At 71.5% G+C, this 24,786-nt stretch carries 27 protein-coding genes; 13 read left to right on the top strand and 14 right to left on the bottom strand.

From position 1 onward, the window contains the following. Window positions 1-92: 92 nt before the first annotated feature. Window positions 93-833 (bottom strand): ABC transporter ATP-binding protein, encoded by a 741-nt coding sequence (locus OG430_RS43550; RefSeq protein ID WP_327358199.1) that lies wholly within the window; start codon window positions 831-833, stop codon window positions 93-95. A gap of 255 nt (window positions 834-1,088) precedes the next feature. Here OG430_RS43550 and OG430_RS43545 point away from each other — a divergent pair, with 255 nt between their 5' ends. From OG430_RS43545 to OG430_RS43535, 3 genes are all read left to right on the top strand, one after another. Then, on the top strand, window positions 1,089-1,814 hold the full coding sequence (locus OG430_RS43545; protein WP_327358198.1) for a lysophospholipid acyltransferase family protein: 726 nt from the start codon (window positions 1,089-1,091) through the stop codon (window positions 1,812-1,814). Window positions 1,815-1,876: 62 nt separating this feature from the next. Further along, a complete protein-coding gene (locus OG430_RS43540; protein WP_327358197.1) occupies window positions 1,877-2,926 on the top strand; it encodes an NAD-dependent epimerase/dehydratase family protein in 1,050 nt (349 codons plus the stop codon). A 55-nt stretch (window positions 2,927-2,981) separates the two neighbouring features. Next, window positions 2,982-3,455 (top strand): YbaK/EbsC family protein, encoded by a 474-nt coding sequence (locus tag OG430_RS43535; protein WP_327358196.1) that lies wholly within the window; start codon window positions 2,982-2,984, stop codon window positions 3,453-3,455. Between the two features lie 111 nt (window positions 3,456-3,566). Here OG430_RS43535 and OG430_RS43530 read toward each other — a convergent pair whose 3' ends face one another. The 9 genes from OG430_RS43530 to OG430_RS43490 form a co-directional block, all read right to left on the bottom strand. Further along, entirely contained in the window at window positions 3,567-5,132 is a 1,566-nt protein-coding gene (locus tag OG430_RS43530) for an alpha/beta hydrolase (protein WP_327359463.1), read from the bottom strand. A 203-nt stretch (window positions 5,133-5,335) separates the two neighbouring features. Further along, complete coding sequence (locus OG430_RS43525; RefSeq protein ID WP_327359462.1) at window positions 5,336-6,943, bottom strand: FMN-binding glutamate synthase family protein; 1,608 nt, start codon at window positions 6,941-6,943, stop codon at window positions 5,336-5,338. A 165-nt stretch (window positions 6,944-7,108) separates the two neighbouring features. Beyond that, the gene (locus tag OG430_RS43520; protein ID WP_327358195.1) at window positions 7,109-7,915 is read right to left on the bottom strand and encodes an urease accessory protein UreD; all 807 of its coding nucleotides are present in this window, start codon (window positions 7,913-7,915) and stop codon (window positions 7,109-7,111) included. Further along, complete coding sequence (ureG, locus tag OG430_RS43515) at window positions 7,912-8,598, bottom strand: urease accessory protein UreG (RefSeq protein ID WP_327358194.1); 687 nt, start codon at window positions 8,596-8,598, stop codon at window positions 7,912-7,914. The genes OG430_RS43520 and ureG overlap by 4 nt, the downstream gene beginning before the upstream one ends. 82 nt (window positions 8,599-8,680) lie before the next feature. Next, a complete protein-coding gene (locus OG430_RS43510; protein ID WP_327358193.1) occupies window positions 8,681-9,355 on the bottom strand; it encodes an urease accessory protein UreF in 675 nt (224 codons plus the stop codon). Between the two features lie 107 nt (window positions 9,356-9,462). After that, on the bottom strand, window positions 9,463-11,184 hold the full coding sequence (locus tag OG430_RS43505; RefSeq protein ID WP_327358192.1) for an urease subunit alpha: 1,722 nt from the start codon (window positions 11,182-11,184) through the stop codon (window positions 9,463-9,465). After that, entirely contained in the window at window positions 11,177-11,488 is a 312-nt protein-coding gene (locus OG430_RS43500) for an urease subunit beta (protein WP_327358191.1), read from the bottom strand. Before OG430_RS43500 ends, OG430_RS43505 begins: the two co-directional genes overlap by 8 nt. Before the next feature lie 16 nt (window positions 11,489-11,504). Next, on the bottom strand, window positions 11,505-11,807 hold the full coding sequence (locus tag OG430_RS43495) for an urease subunit gamma (protein WP_327359461.1): 303 nt from the start codon (window positions 11,805-11,807) through the stop codon (window positions 11,505-11,507). A gap of 132 nt (window positions 11,808-11,939) precedes the next feature. Then, window positions 11,940-12,566 (bottom strand): TetR/AcrR family transcriptional regulator, encoded by a 627-nt coding sequence (locus OG430_RS43490; protein ID WP_327358190.1) that lies wholly within the window; start codon window positions 12,564-12,566, stop codon window positions 11,940-11,942. A gap of 134 nt (window positions 12,567-12,700) precedes the next feature. Between OG430_RS43490 and OG430_RS43485 the strand changes: the two genes are divergently transcribed. Then, window positions 12,701-13,750 (top strand): ABC transporter permease, encoded by a 1,050-nt coding sequence (locus tag OG430_RS43485; RefSeq protein ID WP_327358189.1) that lies wholly within the window; start codon window positions 12,701-12,703, stop codon window positions 13,748-13,750. Between the two features lie 165 nt (window positions 13,751-13,915). On the opposite strand, the gene OG430_RS43480 is transcribed toward OG430_RS43485, so the two are convergent. Continuing rightward, window positions 13,916-14,197: a type II toxin-antitoxin system Phd/YefM family antitoxin gene (locus tag OG430_RS43480; protein ID WP_327358188.1), complete on the bottom strand. Its 282-nt coding sequence runs from the start codon at window positions 14,195-14,197 to the stop codon at window positions 13,916-13,918. Window positions 14,198-14,267: 70 nt separating this feature from the next. Here OG430_RS43480 and OG430_RS43475 point away from each other — a divergent pair, with 70 nt between their 5' ends. From OG430_RS43475 to OG430_RS43460, 4 genes are all read left to right on the top strand, one after another. Continuing rightward, entirely contained in the window at window positions 14,268-14,927 is a 660-nt protein-coding gene (locus OG430_RS43475) for an ATP-dependent Clp protease proteolytic subunit (RefSeq protein ID WP_327358187.1), read from the top strand. 7 nt (window positions 14,928-14,934) lie between these two features. Then, the gene (locus OG430_RS43470) at window positions 14,935-15,243 is read left to right on the top strand and encodes a hypothetical protein (protein WP_327358186.1); all 309 of its coding nucleotides are present in this window, start codon (window positions 14,935-14,937) and stop codon (window positions 15,241-15,243) included. 565 nt (window positions 15,244-15,808) lie between these two features. Then, on the top strand, window positions 15,809-16,282 hold the full coding sequence (locus tag OG430_RS43465; RefSeq protein ID WP_327358185.1) for a C40 family peptidase: 474 nt from the start codon (window positions 15,809-15,811) through the stop codon (window positions 16,280-16,282). Between the two features lie 97 nt (window positions 16,283-16,379). Next, a complete protein-coding gene (locus OG430_RS43460) occupies window positions 16,380-16,772 on the top strand; it encodes a VOC family protein (RefSeq protein ID WP_327358184.1) in 393 nt (130 codons plus the stop codon). Between the two features lie 34 nt (window positions 16,773-16,806). On the opposite strand, the gene OG430_RS43455 is transcribed toward OG430_RS43460, so the two are convergent. Further along, complete coding sequence (locus tag OG430_RS43455; protein WP_327358183.1) at window positions 16,807-17,436, bottom strand: LysE family translocator; 630 nt, start codon at window positions 17,434-17,436, stop codon at window positions 16,807-16,809. A gap of 73 nt (window positions 17,437-17,509) precedes the next feature. Here OG430_RS43455 and OG430_RS43450 point away from each other — a divergent pair, with 73 nt between their 5' ends. After that, a complete protein-coding gene (locus tag OG430_RS43450) occupies window positions 17,510-18,424 on the top strand; it encodes a LysR family transcriptional regulator (protein WP_327358182.1) in 915 nt (304 codons plus the stop codon). Between the two features lie 389 nt (window positions 18,425-18,813). Here the strand turns inward: OG430_RS43450 and OG430_RS43445 are convergent, their stop codons facing one another. Further along, window positions 18,814-19,245 (bottom strand): ATP-binding protein, encoded by a 432-nt coding sequence (locus OG430_RS43445; RefSeq protein ID WP_327358181.1) that lies wholly within the window; start codon window positions 19,243-19,245, stop codon window positions 18,814-18,816. Between the two features lie 298 nt (window positions 19,246-19,543). Between OG430_RS43445 and OG430_RS43440 the strand changes: the two genes are divergently transcribed. Both OG430_RS43440 and OG430_RS43435 read left to right on the top strand, forming a co-directional pair. After that, window positions 19,544-20,416 carry a helix-turn-helix domain-containing protein gene (locus OG430_RS43440; protein WP_327358180.1) on the top strand — a complete coding sequence of 291 codons (873 nt, stop codon included), beginning with the start codon at window positions 19,544-19,546 and terminating at the stop codon, window positions 20,414-20,416. A 9-nt stretch (window positions 20,417-20,425) separates the two neighbouring features. After that, window positions 20,426-20,695, top strand: a complete 270-nt coding sequence (locus tag OG430_RS43435; RefSeq protein ID WP_327358179.1) for a DUF397 domain-containing protein — start codon at window positions 20,426-20,428, stop codon at window positions 20,693-20,695. Window positions 20,696-20,754: 59 nt separating this feature from the next. On the opposite strand, the gene OG430_RS43430 is transcribed toward OG430_RS43435, so the two are convergent. Next, complete coding sequence (locus OG430_RS43430; RefSeq protein ID WP_327358178.1) at window positions 20,755-21,918, bottom strand: 8-amino-7-oxononanoate synthase; 1,164 nt, start codon at window positions 21,916-21,918, stop codon at window positions 20,755-20,757. Window positions 21,919-22,090: 172 nt separating this feature from the next. Here OG430_RS43430 and bioB point away from each other — a divergent pair, with 172 nt between their 5' ends. Then, a complete protein-coding gene (gene bioB / locus OG430_RS43425; RefSeq protein WP_327358177.1) occupies window positions 22,091-23,350 on the top strand; it encodes a biotin synthase BioB in 1,260 nt (419 codons plus the stop codon). Further along, window positions 23,343-24,656 (top strand): adenosylmethionine--8-amino-7-oxononanoate transaminase, encoded by a 1,314-nt coding sequence (locus tag OG430_RS43420; RefSeq protein ID WP_327358176.1) that lies wholly within the window; start codon window positions 23,343-23,345, stop codon window positions 24,654-24,656. Before bioB ends, OG430_RS43420 begins: the two co-directional genes overlap by 8 nt. The last annotated feature ends 130 nt before the right edge of the window (window positions 24,657-24,786 follow it).

Raw genomic sequence — 24,786 nt, 5'->3', positions numbered from 1 at the left:
TCGAATTGTGACCGGATTCCGGTGCTGCCGTTCCGGAATCCGGCTGCCGTGTCGGCCGCGCTTCCGGCGCGTTGGAGGCCCCGGACCGCTGGTCAGGAGTGCTCGACGATGACCCCGTCGTTGAGCTCGAGCACCCGGTCGGCGAGGCCCAGGAGCTGGGTGTCGTGCGTGGCCACCAGCGCCGTCACGCCCTCGCTGCGCACCACGGCGCGCAGCAGCTCCATCACGGCGAGGCCGGTCTCCGCGTCGAGCTGACCCGTCGGTTCGTCGGCGATCAGCAGGGCGGGCCGGTTGGCGAGCGCCCGGGCGATGGCGACGCGCTGCTGCTGGCCGCCGGAGAGCTCGCCGGGCCGCTGAGCCGCCTGATCGGCGAGGCCCACCAGGGCGAGGAGCAGTTCGACGCGCTGTTCGCGCTCCTTGGGATCGGTCTTGCGCAGCCGCATGGGTACGCCGACGTTCTCGGCGGCCGACAGGATCGGGATCAGGCCGAAGGACTGGAAGATGAAGCCGATCCGGTCGCGGCGCAGCTCCAGGAGACCGTCCTCACCGAGCCCGGCCAGATCGGTGCCGTCGACGGTGATGCGGCCCCCGTCCGGGGTGTCGAGCCCGCCGACCAGATTGAGGAGCGTCGTCTTGCCGGAGCCCGACCTGCCCTTGAGCGCGATCAGTTCGCCGCGCGGGATCTCGAAGGAGACACCCCGCAGGGCATGGACCGCGGCGGCTCCGGCACCGTAGGTGCGGTGCAGATCCGTCACCCGCACCATGGGCTCGGCCGCCCTGTCCGCCGTGGCGGTCGCTCCGGCTGCGGTCTGTGCGCTGGTGTTCTCGCTCATGAACGGCCCCCCATGCGGAAATCGATGCGGATCAGTATGTGCAGGCCCGGGCCGCCGGGCAATGGCCGGTGATCAGGGCCGTTGGCAGAACAGCTGGGGAATCACGGGACTTGGTCCGGCAGGACACGGTTACAGGCACCCGCACCTGCGCCTACACTGGCGCCCTCAGATCCCCCCTTGACCTGCGAGAACACCGCAGTTGAGCCGGTGCGACAGAGTTTCGGCACAGTGTTGGCCGAGTGAGGAGCGACTCCCGTGTTCTATTACGTGCTCAAGTACGTACTCCTTGGTCCGCTGTTGCGGCTTATGTTCCGGCCGAGGATCGAAGGGCTCGAGCACATCCCGGCCACGGGTGCGGCCATCGTCGCCGGCAATCATCTGTCGTTCTCCGACCACTTCCTGATGCCGGCCATCATCAAGCGCCGCATCACCTTCCTGGCGAAGGCCGAGTACTTCACCGGCCCCGGCATCAGGGGCCGGCTGACCGCCGCGTTCTTCCGCAGCGCGGGGCAGATCCCGGTGGACCGCTCGGGCAAGGAGGCCGGGCAGAACGCGATCCGCGAGGGGCTCGGGGTGCTGCGCAAGGGCGAGTTGCTCGGCATCTACCCGGAGGGCACCCGCTCGCACGACGGGCGCCTGTACAAGGGCAAGGTCGGCGTCGCCGCGATGGCCATCAAGGCGGGCGTGCCGGTGGTGCCCTGCGCGATGATCGGCACGTTCGAGGCGCAGCCGCCGGGGCAGAAGATCCCGAACTTCCGGCGGGTGACGATCCGGTTCGGCGAGGCGCTGGACTTCTCCCGGTATGCGGGCATGGACAACGAGAAGGCGGCGCTGCGGGCCGTCACCGACGAGATCATGTACGCGATCCTCGAGCTGTCCGGCCAGGAGTACGTCGACCGGTACGCGGCCGTCGTCAAGGCCGAGGAGCAGGAGGCGAAGGCCGCGCAGGCCAAGAAGTTCCCCAAGCTCCCGCTGAGTTGATCCGCGCAGAGCGAAACGGAACGGCCTGGTGAGGGCCTGCCCCGTCGTCGTACGGTCCGGTCATGAGTCATGCGGTGGTCATCGGAGCGACGGGGCAGATCGGGCGGGCCGTGGTGGCGGCCCTGGCGGCGGACGGCTGGGAGGTGACGGCCGCCTCCCGCGGGGGCGGCCGCAACGCCGAGTGGCCCGACGAGGTGCGGGCGGTGCGCCTGGACCGGGCGGACGACGCGGCGCTCGCCGAGGTGATCGGCGCCGGCTGCGACCTGCTCGTCGACACGGTCGCGTTCGGCGCGGACCACGCCCGGCAGCTGCTCGCCCTCGCCGACCGGATCGGGTCGGCCGTCGTGATCTCCAGTGCGGCGGTGTACGAGGACGCCAAGGGCCGCAGCTTCGACACCCAGGCCGAGCCCGACGGATTCCCCGAGTTCCCGGTGCCGATCCCGGAGACGCAGCGCACCGTGGCCGCGTCCGACGCGACGTACGGCACCAGGAAGGTGGCCCTGGAGGAGGCGCTGCTCGCGGCCGGCGACCGGCTGCCGACGACGCTCCTGCGGGCCGGGGCGGTGCACGGTCCGGGCTGCCGAACCCCGCGTGAACTGCACTTCGTCAAGCGGGCGTTGGACGGTCGGCCGGTACGGATCCTCGCCTTCGGCGGGGAGTGCCGGTTCCACCCGATCAGCGTCCTGAACATCGCCGAGCTGGTGCGCCTCGCGGCCCGCAGGCCGGGGTCGAGGGTGCTCAACGCCGGGGATCCCGAGGCGCCGACGATCACCGAGATCTCGGCCGCCGTGGACGCCGTGCTCGGCGTGGAGAGCGAGCTCGTGCTCGTCGACGGCCCCGCCCCCGAGCCGACGGTCGGCGATACGCCGTGGAGCACGGCCCATCCGCTCGTGCTCGACATGAGCGCCGCGGAGCGGGAGTTGGGCTACCGGCCGGTGACCGGGTACGTGGAGTCGCTGCCCGCGACGGTGGCCTGGCTGGCGGCCGAACTGGGCGGCAGGGGCTGGCGTGAGGCGTTCCCGAAGATGGCGCAGAGTTACGATCCGGACGGAACCCACGATCTCTTCGACTATGCCGCGGAAGACGCCTGGCTGGCGCGGCGGGAGGCCTGAGTTGAGCGCGCAGGAGCAGGGGCCGGGACAGAGGCAGGAACAAGAACAAGAACATGTGCAGTACGCGAAGCTGATCGGCCTGCTCGACGAGCGTGGTGCGCAGTACCGCCTCATCGACCACGAGCCCCAGGGCGCCACGGAGGCGGTGAGCGCGCTGCGCGGCAACGAGATCGCGCAGGCCGCGAAGTGCATCGTCGTCCTGGTGAAGGTCACCAAGAAGCAGAAGAAGTACGTGCTCGCGGTGGTGCCCGGCGACCGGCGGGTCGACCTGGGCGCGCTGAAGGGCCTGTACGACGGCGTCTACGCGGGATTCGCCACGCAGGAGATCGCAGAACGGCTCGCGGGGAGTGTGAGCGGGACGATCCTGCCGTTCTCCTTCGACCCGGAGCTCGAACTCGTCGTGGATCCCGCACTGTTGGAGCACGAGGAGCTCTTCTTCAACGCGGCCCGCCTCGACCGGTCGATGGCCCTGCGGACCTCGGACTACACGGCGATCGCGGAGCCGCGCACGGAGTCGATCGCGGGCTGAGGCATCCGCGTACGGGATCGTGAGCAGGTACGCGACGAACGTGAGCAGATACGCGAAGGGGGCGGCCGGTGCGAAACCGGCCGCCCCCTCGTCATGCGTACGCCTCGATCGCTACGGCGCCGGGGTGGCGTGCGGCTCGCACGTCACGTCGCGGCTGTCCGTCTTACCCGTGAGCAGGTAAGTGTCGACCTTGGTGTTGACGCACGGGTTGACCAGGCCGGTCACACCGTGCGAACCCGCGTTCTTCTCAGTGATCAGGCGCGAGCCCTTGAGCCGCTTGTGCAGCTCCACGGCACCCTCGTACGGGGTCGCCGCGTCACGCGTCGACTGCACGATGAGCACCGGCGGCAGGCCCTTGCCGGACTTCACCTGAACCGGGGTCTGCTGCTTGACGCCCCAGGTGGCGCACGGCAGGTTCATCCAGGCGTTGGCCCACGTCATGAACGGGTGGTCCTTGTGCAGCGCCGTGTTGTCGCGGTCCCACTTCTTCCAGCTGGTGGGCCACTTGGCGTCGGTGCACTCGACCGCCGTGTACACGGCGTTGCTGTTCTCCGACGCCGCGTTGCCCGCGGTGTCGGACATGTCGGGCGCTGCCGCGTCGACGAGCGCCTGGGTGTCACCCGCGAGGTACTTGCTCCATACGTCCGCGGTCGGCACCCACGCCGAGTCGTAGTACGGCGCCGACTGGAAGAACGCGATGAGCTCCGCCGGACCGACGACGCCACCGAGGGGGTTCTTCTTGGCCGCGGCGCGCAGCTTGACCCACTGCGCCTCGACCTTCTCGGGGGTGTCGCCGATGTGGAAGGTCGCGTCGTTCTTGGCGACCCACTTCGTCCAGTCGTCCCAGCGCATCTGGAAGGCGACGTCCTGGTCGAGGTTGGCCTCGTACCAGATCTTCTCCCGCGACGGGTTGACCACACTGTCGACGATCATGCGGCGGACGTGCGTCGGGAAGAGGGTCGCGTAGACCGCCCCGAGGTACGTGCCGTACGAGACGCCGAGGTAGTTGAGCTTCTTCTCGCCGAGCGCGGCCCGGATGACATCCAGGTCGCGCGCGGTGTTCGGCGTCGTCATCTGCTGGAGCATGGCGGCGCCGGTGCGCTCCTTGCAGCCGTCCGCGTACTCGGCGGCGAGCTTGCGCTGGGCGCGCTTGTCGGCCTCGGAGTCCGGCACCGGGTCCTGCTTCGGCGCCTTGACGAACTCCTGCGGGTCGATGCAGGAGATGGGCGCCGAGTGGCCGACACCGCGCGGGTCGAAGCCCACGAAGTCATAGGCCTTCGCCGTCTTCTCCCACAGCGGGGCCTTGGTGGTGACCCGGCGCGGGAAGCGCATGCCCGAGGCACCCGGGCCGCCCGGGTTGTAGACGAGAGCGCCCTGGCGCTCTTCCTTCGTGCCCGTGTTGCCGATACGGTCGACGGCAATCTTGATCTGCTTGCCGTACGGCTTCGCGTAGTCGACCGGAACGCTGACCCAGCCGCACTGGATGGGCTTCTCGAAGCCCCAGTCCGCGGGACAGTCCTTCCAGTCGATACCCGTCTTGGCCGCGCGGGCAGCCGCGATGGCTGCGCCGTGCGCTGCGGGGTCCGTGCGGTGGCGGGTGTCGGCCTGCGCCGACGGGATCGCCATCGCGCCCGCTATGAGGGTCCCCGCGAGCAGAGTGCCGGCCGAGCCGAGCACTGCAGAGCGTCTCAAGAGGTACCTCCCTCAGATCGTTTCGGATGATTCACGGGATCCTTTCGTCTGCGGGGTACCTGACAACAGAGCGGGCTGGGGTTCTTTGCCAATCCGATAACCGGAGGCAGGTGTCGCGCTCAGCGGGCAGTGCACCGGCCGTGCGGCGATCGGGGCCGGGAGTCCGGGCTCAGGGAGCGAATCCGCGTTCAGGGAGCGAACGAGTCCGCGTCGGCCCGTTCCCAGTCCCGCGCCCAGGACTCGGGGGCGTGCTTCAGGAGTTGGCCGTCCTCCAGCCACTCGTACAACTCCTCGTAGGAGCGCACCTCGCCGGAGGCCTGGATGCGGCGCAGCAGCATGTGGGGGCGGAGCCCGGCCGGGTCGTCCACGCCCATCGCGGCCATGATCTGCTGCGCGCTGCGTACGGTGGCGTGCTGGTAGCGCTCGACGCGCAGCGACTTCTCGCCCACGTCGAGGGCGCGGACCCGGCGCGGGTCCTGGGTGGCGACGCCGACGGGGCAGGTGTTGGTGTGGCAGGACTGGGCCTGGATGCAGCCGACGGCGAACATCATGGCGCGGGCGGCATTGGTGAAGTCGGCGCCCTGGGCGAGGCGTCGGACGATGTCGGAGCCGGTGGCGACCTTGCCGCTGGCGCCGATCTTGACGCGGTCGCGCAGCCCGGTGCCGACGAGCGCGTTGTGCACGGCCATCAGGCCCTCGGTGAGCGGGGTGCCCAGGACGTCGGCGAACTCCAGGGGCGCGGCCCCGGTGCCGCCCTCGGCGCCGTCGACGACGACGAAGTCCGGGGTGATGTCCTCGGCGAGCATCGCCTTGCACAGGGCCAGCACCTGGACCCGGGTGCCGACGCACAGCTTGATCCCGGTGGGCTTGCCGCCCGCGAGCTCCCGCATCCGGGCGATGAACCGGACGAGTTCGCGCGGGGTGGCGAACACCCGGTGGTACGGCGGGGAGATCACCGTCTCGCCCTCGGGCACGTCGCGGATCTCGGCGATGGTGGCGTCCACCTTGCCGGCCGGCAGCACACCGCCGATGCCGGGCTTGGCACCCTGGGAGAGCTTGAGGGAGACGCACTTGACGTTCGGGTGGGCGGCCTTCGCGGCGAACTTTTCCGGGTCGAAGTTCCCGTCCTCGGTACGGCAGCCGAAGTAGCCGGTGCCGATCTCCCAGATCAGGTCGCCGCCGTGCCGCAGATGGAACTCGGAGATCCCGCCCTCGCCCGTGTCGTGCGCGAACCCGCCCGCCGCGGCGCCCTTGTTGAGCGCGAGGATCGCATGCGAGGACAGCGCCCCGAAGCTCATGGCGGAGACATTGAGCAGGGCCATGTCGTACGGCTTGGTACAGCCCGGCCCGCCGACCCGCGCCGTCGGCTGCCGCTCGGGCAGGGGCCTCGGGACCATGGAGTGCGTGAGGAACTCGTAGCCCTCCTCGTAGAGGTTGCGCTCCGAGCCGAACGGCTCCTCCGCCTCGATGCCCTTGGCCCGCTGGTAGACGGTGGAGCGCACGTCGCGGTCGAAGGGCCGCCCGTCGTGGTTGCGCTCGATGAAGTACTGCTGGAGCTCCGGTCGCAGGTCCTCCAGGATGAAGCGGGCGTGCCCGACGAGGGGATAGTTGCGCAGCACCGAGTGCCGGGTCTGCGCGAGGTCCCAGGCGCCGAGCGCGGTCAGCACCAGGGCGGGCGCGGCGAGCAGCCACCACCAGGGGGACAGCGCCACGGCGAGACCGACGACGGCGAGGGCGATGACGACGACGACGGCGAGGAAGCCGAAGCGGCCATATCGGAGAATCTTGCGGAACATGGTCATGGTGCGTCCGAGCATGGCGCCGCCCGCCACGCCCCCGTCGGCGCGGCCCGCGGCGGGGCGGGGTCCCTTCACCTGTTCGGCGGGCGGGACCGTTGCCCAGTACCCGGCCGGGCGCCGCCCATTCCGCCGTCACGCCGCTCGGAGCCCGTTCAGCGGCTCTCAGCAGTGCAGGGTGCGGGCCGCCTCGTCGAGGACCCGGCGCAGGCGCAGCGCGTCGGGGGCGACGGCCGTGACCAGGGCGGCGGGTCCGGCCAGCGGGGTGAGGGACGCGGTGTCGCCCAGCGGCCGGCCCTGCGGCGGCGCGTCTTCGAACTCCGGCTGTACGACGACGAGTTGGCCCACGGCTCGATGCCCGGCCAGGACGGCCGAGCCGTCCCAGCCGCCGGGTGCGCCCGGCCCGCAGGCCAGCTCCTGGTCGAGCAGCACCCGTCCGGCGCCGCACAGGGTGAGGCGGCTGGTGAGGGTGCCGGGGGCCTCGCCGGTGCGGCCGAGCACCTGCTCCTCGCGCAGGACCAGCCGGGCACCCTCGGCCAGCTCGACCCGTGTCGTCACCTGCAACTCGCTGCCGGCCGCCGAGATGAGCTGCTCCGGCATCCAGTGCAGTTCGGCTCCCGCACCGACGTACAGCCGTACGTCGTAGTGGGCGGGTGCGCCGTGCTGTCCGGGCAGGGCGATGGTGGCGGCCGCCGAGCCGATCCGCAGCCGGGCCCCGGCCTCGACCCGCACCTCCACGCGCAGGCGGTCGCCGCCGAGCGGCGCGCTCATCGCGCCGACCAGCATGACGCGGGCCTGCCCCGCCTCCCCCCGGGTGCGGCGCACCGCGAGCGGACCGGAGCTTTCGAGCACGGGCAGGGCGGTGCCGCCGCGGCCGTCGGGGCGGGCGGTGATGCGGGCGGTGGCGGCGATCCCGGGCGAGGCGGCCGGCACCAGAGCCTCGCTGTCGGCCAGGACCGTGCCGGCACTCACGCGGCGGTCCAGGCGGCGAGCCGCTCCCGCACCCAGGCGGCGACCTGACCCACGCCGTCCTCGGACCTCAACGACTGGAAGACGACCGGGAGTTCGGCCCGCTGCTCCTTCGCGTCGCGCGCCATCCGCTGCAGGTCCGAGCCGACGTACGGCGCGAGGTCGGTCTTGTTGACGACCAGCAGATCGGCCGTGGTCACGCCGGGCCCGCCCTTGCGCGGAATGTCGTCGCCGCCCGCGACGTCGATGACGAAGACCTGGGCGTCCACGAGCCCCTTGGAGAAGGTCGCGGTCAGGTTGTCCCCGCCGGACTCCACGAGGATGAGGTCGAGCGGCCCGGCCTCCTCCTCCAGGTCCTCCACGGCCTCCAGGTTGGCGGAGATGTCGTCGCGGATCGCGGTGTGCGGGCAGGCGCCCGTCTCGACGGCGGTGATCCGCTCGGGTGGAAGGACGGCCTCGCGCAGCAGGAACGCGGCGTCCTCGCGGGTGTAGATGTCGTTGGTCACGACGGCGAGCGACAACTCGGCCCGCAGGGCCCGGCAGAGCGCGGCCACGGTGGCGGTCTTGCCGGATCCGACGGGCCCGCCGAGCCCGATCCGCAGGGCGCGCCGGGTGCCGTCGGCGCGCAGTGCGTCGGCGCTGTGGGTGTGGCGCTGGGGGTAGGTGGTGGGGTGGTCGAGGTGCATGGTGCGACTCCCGGGTGGTTCGGTGGTGCTCGGGGTGTACGCCGGTGAAGTTCAGGTCCTACAAGGCGACTTGCGAGGCGTTCTACGAGGCGAAGAGGCGTACGGCCCAGGCCGCGTGAGCCTCCGCACTCACTTCGAGGAGGGGTGCCGAGGCGGCGGGCAGGACGTCGACGCCTTCGGACAGGGCCCGCCGCGCGGCGTCGGCCGCGCGCTCCGCGACGAGGTCGAGCTCGGGGGCGAGGCGGGCGAGGACGGCCGTCGCGTCGAAGGGGTCCAGGCCGAGGAGACGTACGGTCGCCGTGGCCGGACCGCTGACCGCCTCGTAGACCGAGGCGTACGCGGCGTCCAGGGCGTCAAGTCCCGCCGCCCGCGCGGCCGTTCCGAGCACCACGGGCTGATGCGCCCCGCGGGGCCGGGCGGCGGCCAGCGCGTCCAGTTCCGCCGAGGGCCAGGCGGACCGGGCGGCCCGCATCATCTGGCGCCCCAGCTTCCGTCCCACGACGCGCAACGCGGCCGACGGGGTGCGTGCGTCCGCGGCCGCGTCCACCTCCAGCGGGTCGACCCCTGCGGCGGCCGCCGCGGCCAGGGCGGCCGAGACCAACCCCGCCGTGTGCAGCCGCCCCCGGCTGAACGCCTCCAGGCTCGCCGCGTCCGTGATCCGCCCCGCGGCCACGGCGGCCTCGGCCCCACCGGAGTGGGCGTGCCCACCGGCGGGGAAGCGGCCGTCGGCCAGGACGAGCAGTGCGGCTCTGCTCATCGGCGTACTCGAAACTCGTCGACGCAACAGTCGACGTAAAACCCGGCGGCGTACGCGCTTCGCTCGCGGTACTCGTGCACAGAACTCATCGCCATGGTCCGCCGCTCTCAGAAGAGGAAGTAACGCTGGGCCATGGGCAGTTCGGCGGCCGGAGCCGGTTCGACGAGCTCGCCGTCGATGGTGACGGCGAAGCTGTCGGGGTCGACGAGGACCCGCGGCAGCGCATCGTTCTCGCGCATGTCGGCCTTGGTGACCCCACGCGTGGACGAGATCGCCCTGAACTGCTTGCCGAGGCCGAGGCGTTCGGGCAGGCCGTCGTCGAGGGCGGCCTGCGCCACGAAGTTGAGGGAGTTCGCGGCGGGCGCCCGGCCGTGCGCGCCGAACATGGGGCGGGGCAGCACGGGTTGCGGGGTGGGGATGGAGGCGTTCGCGTCGCCCATCTGCGCGTACGCGATCTGCCCGCCCTTGATGACGACCTGCGGCTTGACGCCGAAGAACGCCGGGTCCCACAGGACCAGGTCAGCGAGCTTGCCGGTCTCGACCGAGCCGATCTCCCGGTCCATGCCCTGCGCGAGTGCGGGGTTGATCGTGTATTTGGCGACATAGCGACGGGCCCGCAGGTTGTCCGCGTGGATGTCGCCGGGCAGGAAGCCGCGCCGCTTCTTCATCACGTGCGCGGTCTGCCAGGTCCGCAGGATGACCTCGCCGACCCGCCCCATGGCCTGCGCGTCCGAGGAGATGATCGAGACGGCGCCGAGGTCGTGCAGGATGTCCTCGGCCGCGATGGTGGAGGGCCGGATCCGGGACTCGGCGAAGGCCAGGTCCTCGGGGACGGCGGGGTTGAGGTGGTGGCAGACCATCAGCATGTCGAGGTGTTCCTCGACGGTGTTGACGGTGTGCGGGCGGGTCGGATTGGTGGAGCTGGGCAGGACGTTGGGCTCGGAGACGACCGTGATGATGTCCGGCGCGTGCCCGCCGCCCGCCCCCTCGGTGTGGTACGCGTGGATCGAGCGTCCGGCGATGGCCGCGAGGGTGTCGGCGACGAAGCCCGCTTCGTTGAGAGTGTCCGTATGGATGGCGAGTTGGGCCCCGCTCTCCTCGCACACGCCGAGACAGGCGTCGATGACGGCGGGGGTCGCCCCCCAGTCCTCGTGAATCTTGAACCCGAGGATGCCGGCGCGCAGTTGGTCCCGCATCGAGGCGCGCGACATGGTGTTGCCCTTGCCGAGCAGACCGATGTTGAGCGGCGTGGAGTCGAGGGCCTCGAACATCCGGGCAAGGTGCCAGGCGCCCGGCGTGACGGTGGTGGCCTTGGAGCCCTCGGCCGGTCCGGTGCCGCCGCCCACGAGCGTGGTGATGCCGGCCGCGAGGGCGGTGTCGGCGATGGTCGGCGAGATGAAGTGGACGTGCGCGTCGACGGCGCCGGCGGTGAGTATCTTGCCGTTGCCCGCGATGACTTCGGTCTCCGGGCCGATCACCAGGTCGGGGTGGATGCCGTCCATGGTGTCGGGGTTGCCGGCCTTGCCGATGCCGGTGATCCGGCCGTCGCGGATGCCGATGTCGGCCTTGACGATGCCCCAGTGGTCGAGGATCACGGCGCCGGTGATGACGGTGTCGGGGGTGCCCTCGGCGCGGGTGACGCAGGACTGGCCCATCGACTCGCGGATCACCTTGCCGCCGCCGAACACCGCCTCGTCGCCGGAGCGTCCGGGGCCGCCGCAGCGGTCCTCCTCGACCTCGATGAGGAGCGAGGTGTCGGCGAGGCGGATGCGGTCGCCGGTGGTGGGGCCGAACAGATCGGCGTACGCGGCACGGGTCAGTTCAGCCATCGAGGGCACCTCCGGTCTCACCGCGCAGGCCGGGGACCAGGCGAAGTCCGGCCAGGGGTATGAGTTCTACGTCGACGGGGATGCCGGGCTCGAAGCGGACGGCGGTGCCCGCGGCGATGTTCAGGCGCTGCCCGCGGGCGGCGCCGCGGTCGAAGTCCAGGCCGGGGTTGGCCTCGGCGAAGTGGTAGTGGGAGCCGACCTGGACGGGCCGGTCGGCGGCGTTGAGGACGGTGAGGCGGGTGACGGGGCGGCCCTCGTTGATCAGGACGGGCGCGTCGGCGAAGAGGATCTCTCCGGGGATCATCGGCAGGACTCCCCCGTCAGGCGATCGGCTCGTGGACGGTGACGAGCTTGGTGCCGTCCGGGAAGGTGGCCTCGACCTGCACGTCGTGCAGCATCTCGGGTATGCCCTCCATGACCTCGTCACGGGTGAGCACCTTGCGTCCGGATGCCATGAGTTCGGCCACGGTGCGGCCGTCGCGGGCGCCTTCGAGAATGTGCGACGTGAGGAGCGCGACGGTCTCGGGGTGGTTGAGCCGCAACCCCCGCGCCCGTCGCTTCTCGGCCACATCTGCGGCCACATGGATGAGCAGTCTTTCCTGCTCATGCGGGGTCAGTTGCACGGCGTGCACCTCACTGTCGGCGTCACTCATCGGACGCAGCGGGACAGTAGTCGGCATCAAGGCGCCTTTGACCTGACCTTTTCCGTCCCACCGGAAGACATTGCACGCTAGTGCCGAAGTTTTTCCGGCACGTTAACTTGCCTTGGGCTCCTTCATAGAAATCAGGCCCCTCAGCCCCTCCTGCAACAGCTCCACCGGCGCCTCCCCGAACAGCGCCTGCTGGGCGGCGAATCCCTGCGCCACGGCGATCATCGTGCGGGCCACGCTCTCCGGGTCGACGTCGTCCCTCATCAACCCCGCTGCCTGATAAGCCCGGACGATGCGCACCCAGGCCGCACGCACCTTGTCGAAGCCCTCGCGAATCACCGCGGACAACTCGTCGTTGCGCAGCGTCTCGGTCCACACCTGGATGATGAGCCGGGGGAATCCGGCCTCCCCCTCGTACTCCATGCCGCCGCCTTTGCCGAGGACTTCGCTCATCACCCGGCCCAGGAGGACGTCCGGCGGCGGAGGCGGGCTCTCCTCGGCGGCGGCCGCGAAGGCCCCTTCGATGAGGCCGAGCACTTCCTCGACGATGGCCCGGATCAACGCCTCCTTGCCGCTGAAGTAGCGGTAGACGGCGCCGGCCGAGAGGTTCACCTCGCGCAGGACGTCCTGCATCGACGTGGCGTGGAAGCCGCCCCGCGCGAAGCAGCGCGCGGCGCCGTCGAGGATCTGGCGGCGGCGGGCGTCGAGGTGTTCCTGGGATACACGAGCCATGCGCTCAACGTAAAACGAACATTCCTTCTTGACAAGCGAGCGGGGCCGAAGCACAGTGTCGGCACGACATAAAACGAACGATCCTTCGCTATAAAACCCTCGCAGCCCACGCGCTCAGTACTTGGAGAGGCGTCATGTCTTCCGCAACATCCGCACCCCCGGCAGCCCGGCGCATGGCCGCGGTCGTCGTGCTGGTCCCCGTCATCGTGGCGTTCGCCCTGTGGGCCTTCGCCTGGCCCGCCGCACGTACCGCGCCCCGCGACCTGCCGCTCGGCGTGGCCGGGCCCGCCGCGGCGGCGAGCGGGGTGCAGCACGGGCTGGAGGAGCGGGAGGGCGCGTTCGAGATCCACCGGTACGCCGACGAGGCCGCCGCCCGCGACGCGATCGAGGACCGGACCGTATACGGCGCGATCGTCGTCACCGAACGCGGGCCGAAGCTCCTCACCGCGACGGCCGCGAGCCCTCTGGTCGCCCAGCTCCTGCAGCAGGCCGTGAGTGCCCAGGCCACCGACGGGGCCCCGGTGGCGACCACCGATGTCGTGGCCGCCCCGGCGAAGGACCCGCGCGGCGCGGTGCTCAACTCCAGCCTGCTGCCGATGACTTTGGCCGGGATCGCGGCCGGCGCCGTCGTCACCCTCCTTCGGCTGCGCGGGCTGCGCGCGGCTCTCGCGCTGCTCGGTGCGGCGGCCTTGGTCGGCATCGTCGCGGCCGCGCTCACCCACAGCTGGCTCGGCGCGCTGACCGGCAACTGGTGGGCCGAGGCCGGGGTGCTCGGCCTGACGACGCTGGCCGTGTCCGCCACGGTGGCCGGGCTCGCGGCCCTGATCGGGCAGGCGGGGATCGGGGTCGGCGCTGTGCTCTGCATGCTGCTCGGCAACCCGTTCTCCGGGATGACCTCCGCACCCGAGCTGCTGCCGGCACCGGGCGGGATGATCGGTCAGTGGCTGCCGCCGGGCGCGGGCGGCTCGCTGCTGCGGTCCGTTTCGTTCTTCGACGGGGCCCGGGCCGGGGGGCCCGCGCTCACGCTGGGGCTGTGGGCGGGGGTCGGCCTGGTGGCGGTGCTGGTGGGCGGGGCGCTCGGGCGGCGGCGGGCGGCGGCCACCTCGGCATCGGCCGCTGACTCCGATGCCGCTTCGGCCCCCACGTCCGCCTCCGCCTCCGCGGAGCGCGCATCGGTGGGCTGAAGCCCGCGGGTCATGGACCGGCCGTGCGTTCCCCGCTGTAGCGGACGGGGGCGCACGGCCTTCTTGTATATGCGGCGCCCCTCTTTATGCGCGGCGCCGCTCCTTGCACGCCGCCGCCGGGATCACCGCAGCGCCGCCGCGAGGAGCCCCCGGATCTCTCCAGCCCTACGAGGCGTCCGGCCCCCGGTGCTCCGCCGCGATCCCGAAGCGCTGGCGCCGTTCGCCCGCAGCGGACGGCGCCGAGCCGACCGTCGACACGGCGCTGATCACCTGGTCCTCGACCGGCTCCGCAGCCTGCTCGAGTCGTTCCAGGTCAGCGGCCGACACGAGGGCCACGAGCGGTTTGCCGTGGCGGGTGACGACCACTCGTTCATTGCCGTACACCACGCGGTTGATGAGGTCGGCGAGCTCTGCTCGTGCTTGCGTCACCGGAATCTCGTAGGCCATGCTCCCCATCATAACGTCATGTACGTCCTGTACATTTTTTACAGAGCTCGACCGAGAGGAGCAGCACGCCATGAACCGCCCCCCGCGAGCCGCACACCAGGGCCCCTCCGCCCGCTACGTCCTGCCCGAGTTCTCCGAGCGCACCAGCAGCGGACTGCGCACCCTCGACCCGTACTCGAAGCTGCTCGACGAGCGCATCGTCTTCCTGGGCACCCCGATCGACGACACCTCGGCGAACAACGTGATGGCGCAGCTCATGCACCTCGAACACGCCGCACCGGACCGGGACATCTCGCTCTACATCAACTCCCCCGGCGGCTCCTTCAGCGCGATGACGGCGATCTACGACACGATGCGGTACGTCAGTTGCGACGTGGAGACGATCTGCCTGGGCCAGGCCGCCTCCGCCGCGGCCGTCCTGCTCGCGGCCGGCACCCCCGGCAAGCGGCTCGCCCTGCCCGGCGCCCGTGTCCTGATCCACCAGCCCGCGTTCGCGGAGCCGGTGCAGGGCCAGGCCGACGACCTCGCGATCCAGGCGCATGAACTGCTGCGCACGCGCGCCCTGTTGGAGGAGATGCTGGTCCGGCACACCGGCCAGTCCCCGGAGCGGGTCACCGCGGACATCGAGCGGGACAAGATCCTCGACGCCCAACAGGCCAAGGAGTACGGCCTGGTGGACCGGATCGTCGAGAACCGCAAGTCGTCCGGCACGCTCCTCGGCTCGAAGTGAGGCGTCGATGCTGCCACCGGAACTGCCCGATCTGCCCGCGCTGACGCGCGCCGAGGGCGACGTGGTGGACCGCTACCTCGAAGTGGTCGACCTGCTCGGCAGGATCAACCCCGCGCGCGGCCGCGACACCTACGGCGGGCTGCGGGCGGCCCAGGCCCTGGTCGCCAAGGCCACCGCCCTGCGGGACGCGCTGACCCTGATGCATCAGCGGGGCGAGGCCGAGGTGCACGCGCCGACGCTGGCCCGGGCCATGCGGGTACTCGACGGGGAGCGCCGGGCGGAGCGGGTCATGGTGCCGCCCGATGCCGCGAGTTGAGCCCCCGATGCCCCCAGTTGAGCCCCGGCCGCTCCTTCTGGGGCGACTCCGCCGTCCGCGACCCGGCCCGGAGTGACCAGTTCGGCTCGCTCGTATGGCGTAGTCGATGATCTCCCGGCGAGCGCAGCGGAGTTGCGCCGGGCGCGTACGCAGCGGGCGGAATGGGACGTTCCGCTGCAGGTGCAGCCGTCCTCCGACCCCCTCACCCAGGGGGCAAATCGCTGTTGTCCACCCGAACAGGTCAGCCGTGAGGAGCCTCACATAGCGCCGATTCGGCTCGGAATTACCGGCACTGTTGCGTCAAGATCCCTTCCGACGACAAGCCCCCGCCACAGCGGCGGGGCGGTCCGGGCGGACGCCGAGTCCTGCCGCCGCCCGGATGCCAGGTCGACACGGTGGACCGGCAGGAGTGGAGGACCCGAGCACGACGGGGCGCAACCGGCCCCTTGGGGTGAAGTCGCGTGCACGGCCCGGCAGTTGCTGCCGGGGCGGGGACGCGGCCGGGCGACTTCGTAGCCCGAATCCGACAGGTCATCCTTCACAGGCGGTTGACGAAGGGTTGCGCATGACTGCGCTGAAGTGTGTCCCGTCGCTGCTGACCAGGGCCGGCACCGCGTCCGCCCTGACGCTTGTGGCGGTGGGCAGCACGATCGTGGCTCCTGGCCTCGCGGCCGACGCCGAGGCGGCCTCACCGGCCGGCAGGGCCTTGCAGATAGCGGCATCGAAGAAGGGATCGCCCTACAAGTACGGCGCGGAGGGCCCCCGGCGCTTCGACTGCTCGGGGCTGACGCTCTACTCGTTCAAGAAGGCCGGCAAGAAGCTCCCACGCACCGCGGCCCAGCAGTACAACAAGACCAAGCACATCTCGAAGGGCAATCGCCAACGCGGCGACCTGGTCTTCTTCCACTCGGGCCGCAGCGTCTACCACGTCGGCATCTACGCCGGTAAGGGCAAGATCTGGCACTCCCCGAAGCCCGGTACACGGGTCCGCCTGGAGAGGATCTGGACCAAGAGCGTCTGGTACGGCAGGGTGCGCTGACCAGCGCGAACCACCCGCTCCGGCCTGGCCAGGGCTCCTCGGCGGCACTAGGTTGACCAACCGTCAGCCCGCTTCTCAACGAGCCCTGCGAGGCCCCATGTCCTACCTGAACCCGGTCCGGCACATCACCGTCGACGCCCATGACCCGTACACCCTCGCGCAGTTCTGGTCCGCGCTTACCGGATACCGGATCACGGACGACGACGAACCGGGGGACGCGGAGGTGCTGCTCGAGTCCGGGCAACCGGGCGTGCCGGGGCTGCTGTTCATCCGCGTACCGGAGGACAAATCCGCGAAGAACCGGCTCCACCTCGACATCCAGCCGCCCACGGGCACGCGGGATGCCGAGGTGGAGCGCCTGACCGGTCTCGGCGCGAAGATCTTCGAGGATCACCGCACCGCGGACGGACTGGGCTGGGTCACGATGACCGACCCCGAGGGCAACGAGTTCTGTGTCGAGCGCAGCGCCGTGGAGCGCGGACTCGCCTGAACCCTCCCTCGTGGGCCGTCCCGGCGGGCCTCCTTCAGCCGAGCAGCGGGGCGATCAGGAGGGACGCACCCAGGGCGACGAGCGCGGTCCCGCTGAACGCCTCAATCGCGCGGGCGGTACGCGGCCGGCGCAGCCACCGGCCGAGGCGGTCCACCAGGAGCGCCACCGCCTGGAACCACACCGCCGCCAGCCCGACGACGATCGCCGCGAGCAGCAGGGTGCGCGGCAGGGGCGGGCTGCCGGCGGGCACGAACTGCGGCAGCACGCTCAGGAACGTGATGGACGCCTTCGGGTTGAGGGCGTTGGTGAGAAAGCCCTGCCGCAGACTCAGCGCCGCGCCCAGCGGCTCGCCACTCACCTCGAAGGCCCCGCTCTCCCGCTTGCGCAGTGCGGACTGCAGAGCTCGCAGCCCCAGGTAGAGGACGTACGCCCCACCGATCAGCTGCAGCGCGCGGAACAGCGTGGGCACCGCCGCAAGGACCGCCGCGACCCCGCCGACGGCCAGCGCGGTGTGCACCAGGAGCCCGGCCGCGATCCCGGCGGCGCAGGCGGCGCCCGCCCGCCGCGAGACGAGGGCGTTGCGCACGACCACGGCGAAATCCGCACCCGGCATCGCGACCATGCTCAGGGAAATGCCGGTGAAGGCGAGAAGTTGGGCGTCCATGCCTTCGACTCTGCCTGCTGCGAGCCTTCAGCAGGTATTTGCGATCTTGAGGGTCTGCCTAAAGAATCTCTTTATGTACGATCCCACGCGCCTTGCCGCGCTCGTCGCGGTCGCGGAGGCCGGGTCCATCACGCGGGCCGCGCAGCGCCTCGGCTATACGCCGCCCGCGCTCTCCCAGCAGCTGGCGAAGCTGGAGCGGGAGGCGGGGGCCGCGCTGCTCGTACGGCATCATCGCGGGGCGCGGCTCACGGCCGCGGGCGAGCTCTTGGTGGCGCGGGCCCGGACGGTCCTCGACGAGATGGACCGGGCGCGGCACGAGCTGGCGCGGCTGACGGGGCTCTCCGGGGGCCGGCTGCGGATCGGCACGTTCCCGACGGCGGGGATGCATCTGCTGCCGCCCGCGCTGAGCGCATTCCGACGGGCGCATCCCGACGTGGAGTTGGCGATCAGGGAGTACGAACCGCCGTCCGGCGTCTCGGCGGTGGCGAGCGGCGAGTGCGATCTGGCGCTGACGCACGCGTACGAGCCGGGCGAGCCGGAGCCGCTGCCGGCGGCGGTCGCGGCCGAGGTGCTCCTGGTCGAGGAGCTGGTCCTGGTGACGGCGCCGGGGCACGCCCTGGCCGCCGGTACGGGCCGCCTCCCGCTCGCGGACCTGGCCGGCCAGCCGCTGATCAGCATGGCCCCCTCCCACCCCCGACGCCGGGGCGTGGAACGGGCGTTGGCGGAGGCGGGGGCGACGCCGTCGGTGGTCGTGGAAACGCCGGGCTACGCGGTGGTCTGCGCCCTGGCCAGCGCGGGCCTCGGCGTCGCGGCAGTCCCCGAGATGGTGGCCCGGATGGCAGTCGCCCCGGTCGGCGTACGCCGCCTGGCGCCCGGCGACCTGCGCCGCACGATCTCCCTCGTCCGCCGCGCCGACGCCCCGAGCCCGGCCGCGTCCACCCTCCGGGCCCTACTCCGGGGAGCGTTCGGCCGCCCGACGGGGGCCTAACTCGCCCCGTGGGCCGCTAAGTGGGGGAAACGGGGCACCAAAACCGGGACAAACCAGACGCAAAAGTGCCCCTTATCCCCCACTTGACCATCACCCGCCCTCCGCCGGTGCCGCCGGCCGGCCGTCCCCTCGCCCGCCGACCCCCGGCCGCCCTCGGTCGCCCGCCGCCCCCGGCCGCCCCCGCCGCCCGCTCCCGCCTGCCCGCCGCCCGCCGCCCGCCGCCCCGCCCGCCGACGGCCTCCGCCCCGCCAGCCGCCTCCGCGCCCCGGCCACCCCGGGCCGCCCCCGGCCACCCCGGCCTCCGCCCCTCCAGCCTCCGCGCCACCCCGCCCCAGCCGCCCCAGCCGCCCAGCCGCCGCCCGCCGCCGCCCTCCGGAACCCCCGCCCCCTCACCCCTGAACAGGCACCGACCAAGGCAGCGCGATCCAGACGGTCTTCCCGCCCTCCGGCGTCGCCCGGACCGACAGCTGCCCGCCGCACTCCTTCGTGAGCCAGCGGATGATCACCATTCCCCGGCCGTTGTCCTGCTGGACCGCCGCGGGCAGCCGGCGGGGGAAGCGCGGATGGCTGTCGGTGACGCCGATCCGCAGCTGCTCGTCGCGGTCGAGTTCGAGGTCCACGGTGAACGTGGGCGACTGGCCCAGGGTGTGCTGGACGGCGTTGGTCGCGAGTTCGGAGACGATCAGCCTTACCGTGTCGGCCACTTCGGCGTCGTCGGGCAGTCCCCACTCCGTGAGCACTCCGCTGACGTATTTCCGTGCCGCGGACACCGAGGCGGCATCGCTCGGCAGAGTGACGGATGCTTCCTGATGATCTGCCATGGCGACGCTGTCCCTTTCCCACCGGGGCCGGGCTCCGGCAATAGCCGATGAACGAGCAACCACGGACGGCCCCGGACTGGTGCTTCGCGCCAGACTGCCACTACCTAGTCGGTCACGGTGGCCGATCCCCCAAGATATGCATATATCTGTCGCTCGAAGCGGTGAACTCTGCTACGGAAGACCGTATTTGCGAGGCAGACTGACCCATCGAAGTTCCACCGACGCTTCAACGATGCTTCAACGACGCATCAACGACGCATCAACGACGTTCACAGCCTTGACCGGAAGGAGCCAGGGCATGCAGTACGGTCCCGCGGTACGCCGTCGCAAGCTGGGTGCCGAGCTGCGTGCACTGCGCGGACGCGCGGGGCTGACCAGCGGCGCGGCCGCGGAGTTGGTCGGCTGGCACCAGTCGAAGGTGAGCCGGATCGAGACCGGGCGCAGCGCGGTCAAGTCCGCCGATGTGCTGTTGCTGCTCGACGCGTACGAGGTGAGTGATCCCCAACTGCGGGCGCTGCTCGAGGCGTTGGCGGGCGCGGACGGCGACAGTGCGGCCCGGCATCAATGGTGGCACGCCTACAAGGCGTTACTGCCGCCCGCTTACCGGGACTTCATCAGCCTGGAGGCGCAGGCCTGCCGGATGCGCACCCTGGAGACCTCTGTCGTGCCGGGCCTGCTGCAGACCCCCGACTATGCGCGTGCGGTGACCCGGGCCGCGCTGGACGGGATGCCGCAGGACCAGGTCGACTCACTGGTGGAGGTGCGGATCGCCCGGCAGGAGGTGCTGCGCACGGATCGCCCGGATCCGCCGCTCGAACTGGCGGCGATCCTGGACGAGGCGGTGCTGCGGCGGCCGGTGGGCGGGTACCGGGTGATGACGCGGCAATTGCACTCCCTGGTCGAGGCGGGACGGCTCCCCCATGTGCGGCTGCACGTGCTGCCCTTTGCCGCCGGGGCCCATATCGGCCTCACGGGGCCTTTCGTAATCTTCTCCTTTCCGAACATTGCTGATCTGGATGTGGTTGTTCTAGACCACTTGACGAGTAGCCTCTACCTCGAGCGGAAAGAAGACCTCAAGGACTACAGCGAGGCCTTCACCTCCCTTCAGGAGCACGCTCTTTCGGCCGAGGACACGTTGGATTTCATCGCCGGGATCGGAGACGGCGCGTAAGGAGGCACCATGTATGCACTGCCTCGGTACGTACCCTCAAGCACTTCCCTGAACGACTCCAGCACTTCTCTGAACGAAACGACGCACAGCGCCTCTTGGCTGCGCAGCAGCCGCAGCACAGGAATGAACAACTGCGTGGAGGCCTGCGGCCTGCATGCGGGCCCGCTGGCCGGGCTGCTCGCGGTACGCGATTCGAAGCGCACCACGGGGCCGGCCCTGCTCTTCCCGCCCACGGTCTGGAACGCCTTCCTCGACGCCGTCCGAGGCGAGGAGTTCTGAAAGCTCCCAGAGCTCCCAGAGTTCCGGGAGTTCCCAGAGTTCCGAGCGCAAGGTGACGCCTACGGGGCGGTGCGGACGATCGTCCGCACCGCCTCTGCGATCTGCGCCTCCGTGAGGTCCGCGCGGGCGGTGAGCCGGAGCCGGGAGATGCCGTCGGGCACGGACGGCGGCCGGAAGCAGCCGACGTAGAGGCCTGCCGCCCGGCAGTCGGCCGCCCACTGCACGGCCTGCTCGGGCGAGGGCGCGCGTACGGAGACGACCGCGGCGTCGGGACGTACCGCCTGGAGCCCTGCCGCCGCGAGCTGCCCGTGCAGCGCCGCCGCCACCTCGCGGGCCCGCGCCGCCCGCCCGGGCTCGCGGCGCAGCAGGCGCAGGGCGGCGAGGGCGGCGCCGGTCGCGGCCGGGGCCAGGCCCGTGTCGAAGATGAAGGTGCGGGCCGTGTTGACCAGGTGCTGGATCACCTTCGCGGGGCCGAGGACCGCGCCACCCTGGCTGCCGAGGGACTTGGACAGGGTGAGCGTGGCGACCACGTCCGCGTCGCCCGCGAGCCCCGCCGCGTGCGCCGCGCCCCGGCCGCCCTCGCCGAGGACGCCCAGGCCGTGCGCGTCGTCGAGGAGCAGCCCGGCGCCGAACTCCCGGCAAGTGGCGGCCAGTTCGGGCAGCGGGGCCGCGTCGCCATCGACGGAGAAGACGGAGTCGGTGACGGCGAGGGCGGGCCCGCGGTGACCGTCGAGGGCCTTGGCGAAGGCGTCGACGTCGGCGTGCGCGGCCACCGAGGTGGCTGCGCGCGCGAGCCGGCAGCCGTCGATGAGCGAGGCGTGGTTGCCCGCGTCGGAGACGAGCAGCGAGCCGTGCGGGGCGAGCGCGGTGACGGCGGCGAGGTTGGCGGCGTACCCGGAGGAAAGGACCAGGGCCGCCTCGAAGCCGCAGAACTCGGCCAGCTCCCGCTCGAGTTCGGCGTGCAGCTCCGTGGTGCCGGTGACCAGACGGGAGCCGGTCGCGCCCGCGCCCCAGAGCCGGGCGGCCCCGGCCGCGCCCTCGGTGACCTCGGGGTGGTGGGCGAGGCCCAGATAGTCGTTGCTCGCGAGGTCCAGCAGGTCCGAGGCTGCGGGGCGCGGGCGCAGGGTGCGGACCAGGCCCGCGCGGCGGCGCTGCTCGGCCTGCTCGTCGATCCAGCCGAAGGGGGCCTCGGCGGGTTCCTGGTCTGTCGCCTCGCGGTGCATCGGCCGTCCCTCGGGTCCTGGTGCCTGATGAGCACGTGCTTTTGTCGGCAGTCAACAGACCCTAGCGGCGCGACCGCCTGGTCAGGGTGTGGCGATACCCACACCTCGGACGCGATCTCTTGTGAGGTTCCCACTTGGCCGGGGGCGGGGACGTAAGCCAGGATCTGACCTCATGGACCTGCTGAACACGCTGGTGGACAAGGGGCTTCGGCGCGAGCTGCCGACCCGCGCAGAGGCGCTCGCCGTGCTGGCGACCTCCGACGACGAGCTGCTCGATGTGGTGGCCGCGGCCGGGAAGGTGCGCAGGCAGTGGTTCGGGCGGCGGGTGAAGCTGAACTACCTGGTGAATCTGAAGTCGGGGCTCTGTCCCGAGGACTGCTCCTACTGCTCGCAGCGGCTCGGGTCGAAGGCCGAGATCCTCAAGTACACGTGGCTGAAGCCGGACGAGGCGTCCAAGGCCGCGGCCGCCGGTGTCGCGGGCGGCGCCAAGCGGGTCTGCCTGGTGGCGAGCGGGCGCGGCCCGACGGACCGCGACGTCGACCGGGTCTCCAAGACCATTGAGGCGATCAAGGAGCAGAACGAGGGCGTCGAGGTGTGCGCCTGCCTCGGTCTGCTCTCCGAGGGCCAGGCCGGCCGGCTGCGCGAGGCCGGGGCGGACGCGTACAACCACAACCTGAACACGTCCGAGGGGACGTACGGGGACATCACGACCACGCACACCTATGCGGACCGCGTGGACACCGTGCACCAGGCGCAGGCCGCGGGCCTGTCGGCCTGCTCGGGTCTGATCGCGGGCATGGGCGAGAGCGACGACGACCTGGTCGACGTCGTGTTCTCGCTGCGCGAGCTCGACCCCGACTCGGTGCCGGTCAACTTCCTCATCCCGTTCGAGGGCACGCCGCTCGCCAAGGAGTGGAACCTCACGCCGCAGCGCGCGCTGCGCATCCTCGCGATGGTCCGCTTCGTCTGCCCGGACGTGGAGGTACGGCTCGCGGGCGGGCGCGAGGTCCATCTGCGCACGCTGCAGCCGCTCGCGCTGCACCTGGCCAACTCGATCTTCCTCGGCGACTACCTGACCAGTGAGGGCCAGGCGGGCCAGGCGGACCTCGACATGATCGCGGACGCCGGGTTCGAGGTGGAGGGCGCGGGCACGGTGACGCTGCCCGAGCACCGGGCGGACGCGATCGCGGCGGCCGGGTGCGGCTCGCACGAGTCCGGTGCCGGGTCCGGTGGCTGCGGTTCGCACGAGAGCAGCGGCTGCGGTTCGCATGCGGGCGGGGGCTGCGGGCCGTGCGGTCCGGGCGCCGCCGACGAGGATTCCGCTTCGGCCCAGGACGCGGCCCCGGCCCCGGCCGAGGTGCCGGCCGCGCGGACGGACCTGGTGGCGGTACGTCGCCGGGGCGCGGGAACGGACCTCGCACCCAATGCCTGACCAGCTCCCCGCACAGCACCTTCCCGGACTGCCTGGGCTGCCCGTGCACGACCTGCTCGCCCTCGACCGCAAGCACGTGTGGCACCCGTACGGACCGATGCCGGGCCGGCAGGAACCCCTCGTGGTCGATTCCGCTTCCGGGGTGCGGCTGCGCCTCGCGGACGGCGCCGAGCTGGTCGACGGCATGTCGTCCTGGTGGTCGGCCATCCACGGCTACAACCACCCCGTGCTCAACGACGCGGTCCGTGGCCAGCTGGAGAAGATGAGCCATGTGATGTTCGGCGGGCTCACGCACGAGCCCGCCGTGCGGCTCTCGAAGCGGCTTGTCGACATGTCGCCGGACGGCCTGGAGCATGTCTTCCTCTGCGACTCGGGGTCCGTGTCGGTCGAGGTCGCCATCAAGATGTGCCTGCAGTACTGGCGCTCGCTCGGTCGGCCCGAGAAGAAGCGCCTGTTCACCTGGCGCGGCGGCTATCACGGCGACACCTGGCAGCCCATGTCGGTGTGCGACCCCGAAGGCGGCATGCACGAGCTGTGGTCGGGGGCGCTGCCCCGGCAGGTGTTCGCCGACCCGCCGCCCGCCGTCTTCGACGAGGCGTACGCCGAGCTGCTCCGTGAGCGGATCGGGCGGTACGCGGACGAGCTCGCGGCGGTGATCGTGGAGCCGGTCGTGCAGGGCGCGGGCGGGATGCGCTTCCACTCCCCCGAGTACCTGCGGGTCCTGCGCGAGGCGTGCGACGCACACGACGTGCTGCTCGTCTTCGACGAGATCGCGACCGGTTTCGGCCGCACGGGCGCGCTGTTCGCGGCCGACCATGCGGCGGTGAGCCCCGATGTGATGTGTGTGGGCAAGGCCCTGACCGGCGGCTACATGTCGTTGGCCGCGACCTTGTGCACGTCGCGGGTCGCGGACGGCATCTCGCGGGGCGAGGTGCCGGTCCTGGCCCACGGGCCGACGTTCATGGGCAATCCCCTGGCGTGCGCGGTCGCCGACGCCTCGCTCGGCCTGCTGCTCGCCCAGGACTGGCAGACCGAGGTCAAGCGGATCGAGACCGGCCTGCGCGACGGGCTCGCGGAGGTCGCTGAGCTGCCGGGGGTCGCCGATGTGCGGGTGCTCGGCGCGATCGGCGTGGTCCAGCTCGACCACCCGGTGGACATGGAGGCGGCCACGCGGGCCGCGGTGCGCGAGGGCGTGTGGGTGCGGCCGTTCCGCGATCTGATCTACACGATGCCGCCGTACGTCACCGGGGACGGGGATCTGGCACGGATCTGCCGAGCGGTGCGCTCCGCTGCCGTGCGAGGTTGAGTCGGTCTTTCCCGGCTTCCGGAACCGGTTCAGGACTCGGTTCAGGACTCGGTTCAGGACTCGGTAGTTCGTCATCTGCAGGCCGGTGGGGGCCGTTCGCGCAGTTCCCCGCGCCCCTGCGGGGCACGGG

The organism is Streptomyces sp. NBC_01304 (assembly GCF_035975855.1).
Classification (GTDB): Bacteria; Actinomycetota; Actinomycetes; order Streptomycetales; family Streptomycetaceae; genus Streptomyces.
Note: the sequence above shows the minus strand (reverse complement) of the source record. Positions and strands in the feature narration are given on the sequence as shown.

Bases quoted from the DNA above. Each gene is read 5' to 3' on its own strand.
- OG430_RS43550 (WP_327358199.1), bottom strand. From the start codon at position 833: ATGAGCGAGAACACCAGCGCACAGACCGCAGCCGGAGCGACCGCCACG.
- OG430_RS43540 (WP_327358197.1), top strand. From the start codon at position 1,877: ATGAGTCATGCGGTGGTCATCGGAGCGACGGGGCAGATCGGGCGGGCC.
- OG430_RS43525 (WP_327359462.1), bottom strand. From the start codon at position 6,943: ATGTTCCGCAAGATTCTCCGATATGGCCGCTTCGGCTTCCTCGCCGTC.
- ureG (WP_327358194.1), bottom strand. From the start codon at position 8,598: ATGCACCTCGACCACCCCACCACCTACCCCCAGCGCCACACCCACAGC.
- OG430_RS43510 (WP_327358193.1), bottom strand. From the start codon at position 9,355: ATGAGCAGAGCCGCACTGCTCGTCCTGGCCGACGGCCGCTTCCCCGCC.
- OG430_RS43505 (WP_327358192.1), bottom strand. From the start codon at position 11,184: ATGGCTGAACTGACCCGTGCCGCGTACGCCGATCTGTTCGGCCCCACC.
- OG430_RS43500 (WP_327358191.1), bottom strand. From the start codon at position 11,488: ATGATCCCCGGAGAGATCCTCTTCGCCGACGCGCCCGTCCTGATCAAC.
- OG430_RS43490 (WP_327358190.1), bottom strand. From the start codon at position 12,566: ATGGCTCGTGTATCCCAGGAACACCTCGACGCCCGCCGCCGCCAGATC.
- OG430_RS43485 (WP_327358189.1), top strand. From the start codon at position 12,701: ATGTCTTCCGCAACATCCGCACCCCCGGCAGCCCGGCGCATGGCCGCG.
- OG430_RS43480 (WP_327358188.1), bottom strand. From the start codon at position 14,197: ATGGCCTACGAGATTCCGGTGACGCAAGCACGAGCAGAGCTCGCCGAC.
- OG430_RS43475 (WP_327358187.1), top strand. From the start codon at position 14,268: ATGAACCGCCCCCCGCGAGCCGCACACCAGGGCCCCTCCGCCCGCTAC.
- OG430_RS43470 (WP_327358186.1), top strand. From the start codon at position 14,935: ATGCTGCCACCGGAACTGCCCGATCTGCCCGCGCTGACGCGCGCCGAG.
- OG430_RS43465 (WP_327358185.1), top strand. From the start codon at position 15,809: ATGACTGCGCTGAAGTGTGTCCCGTCGCTGCTGACCAGGGCCGGCACC.
- OG430_RS43460 (WP_327358184.1), top strand. From the start codon at position 16,380: ATGTCCTACCTGAACCCGGTCCGGCACATCACCGTCGACGCCCATGAC.
- OG430_RS43455 (WP_327358183.1), bottom strand. From the start codon at position 17,436: ATGGACGCCCAACTTCTCGCCTTCACCGGCATTTCCCTGAGCATGGTC.
- OG430_RS43450 (WP_327358182.1), top strand. From the start codon at position 17,510: ATGTACGATCCCACGCGCCTTGCCGCGCTCGTCGCGGTCGCGGAGGCC.
- OG430_RS43445 (WP_327358181.1), bottom strand. From the start codon at position 19,245: ATGGCAGATCATCAGGAAGCATCCGTCACTCTGCCGAGCGATGCCGCC.
- OG430_RS43440 (WP_327358180.1), top strand. From the start codon at position 19,544: ATGCAGTACGGTCCCGCGGTACGCCGTCGCAAGCTGGGTGCCGAGCTG.
- OG430_RS43435 (WP_327358179.1), top strand. From the start codon at position 20,426: ATGTATGCACTGCCTCGGTACGTACCCTCAAGCACTTCCCTGAACGAC.
- OG430_RS43430 (WP_327358178.1), bottom strand. From the start codon at position 21,918: ATGCACCGCGAGGCGACAGACCAGGAACCCGCCGAGGCCCCCTTCGGC.
- bioB (WP_327358177.1), top strand. From the start codon at position 22,091: ATGGACCTGCTGAACACGCTGGTGGACAAGGGGCTTCGGCGCGAGCTG.
- OG430_RS43420 (WP_327358176.1), top strand. From the start codon at position 23,343: ATGCCTGACCAGCTCCCCGCACAGCACCTTCCCGGACTGCCTGGGCTG.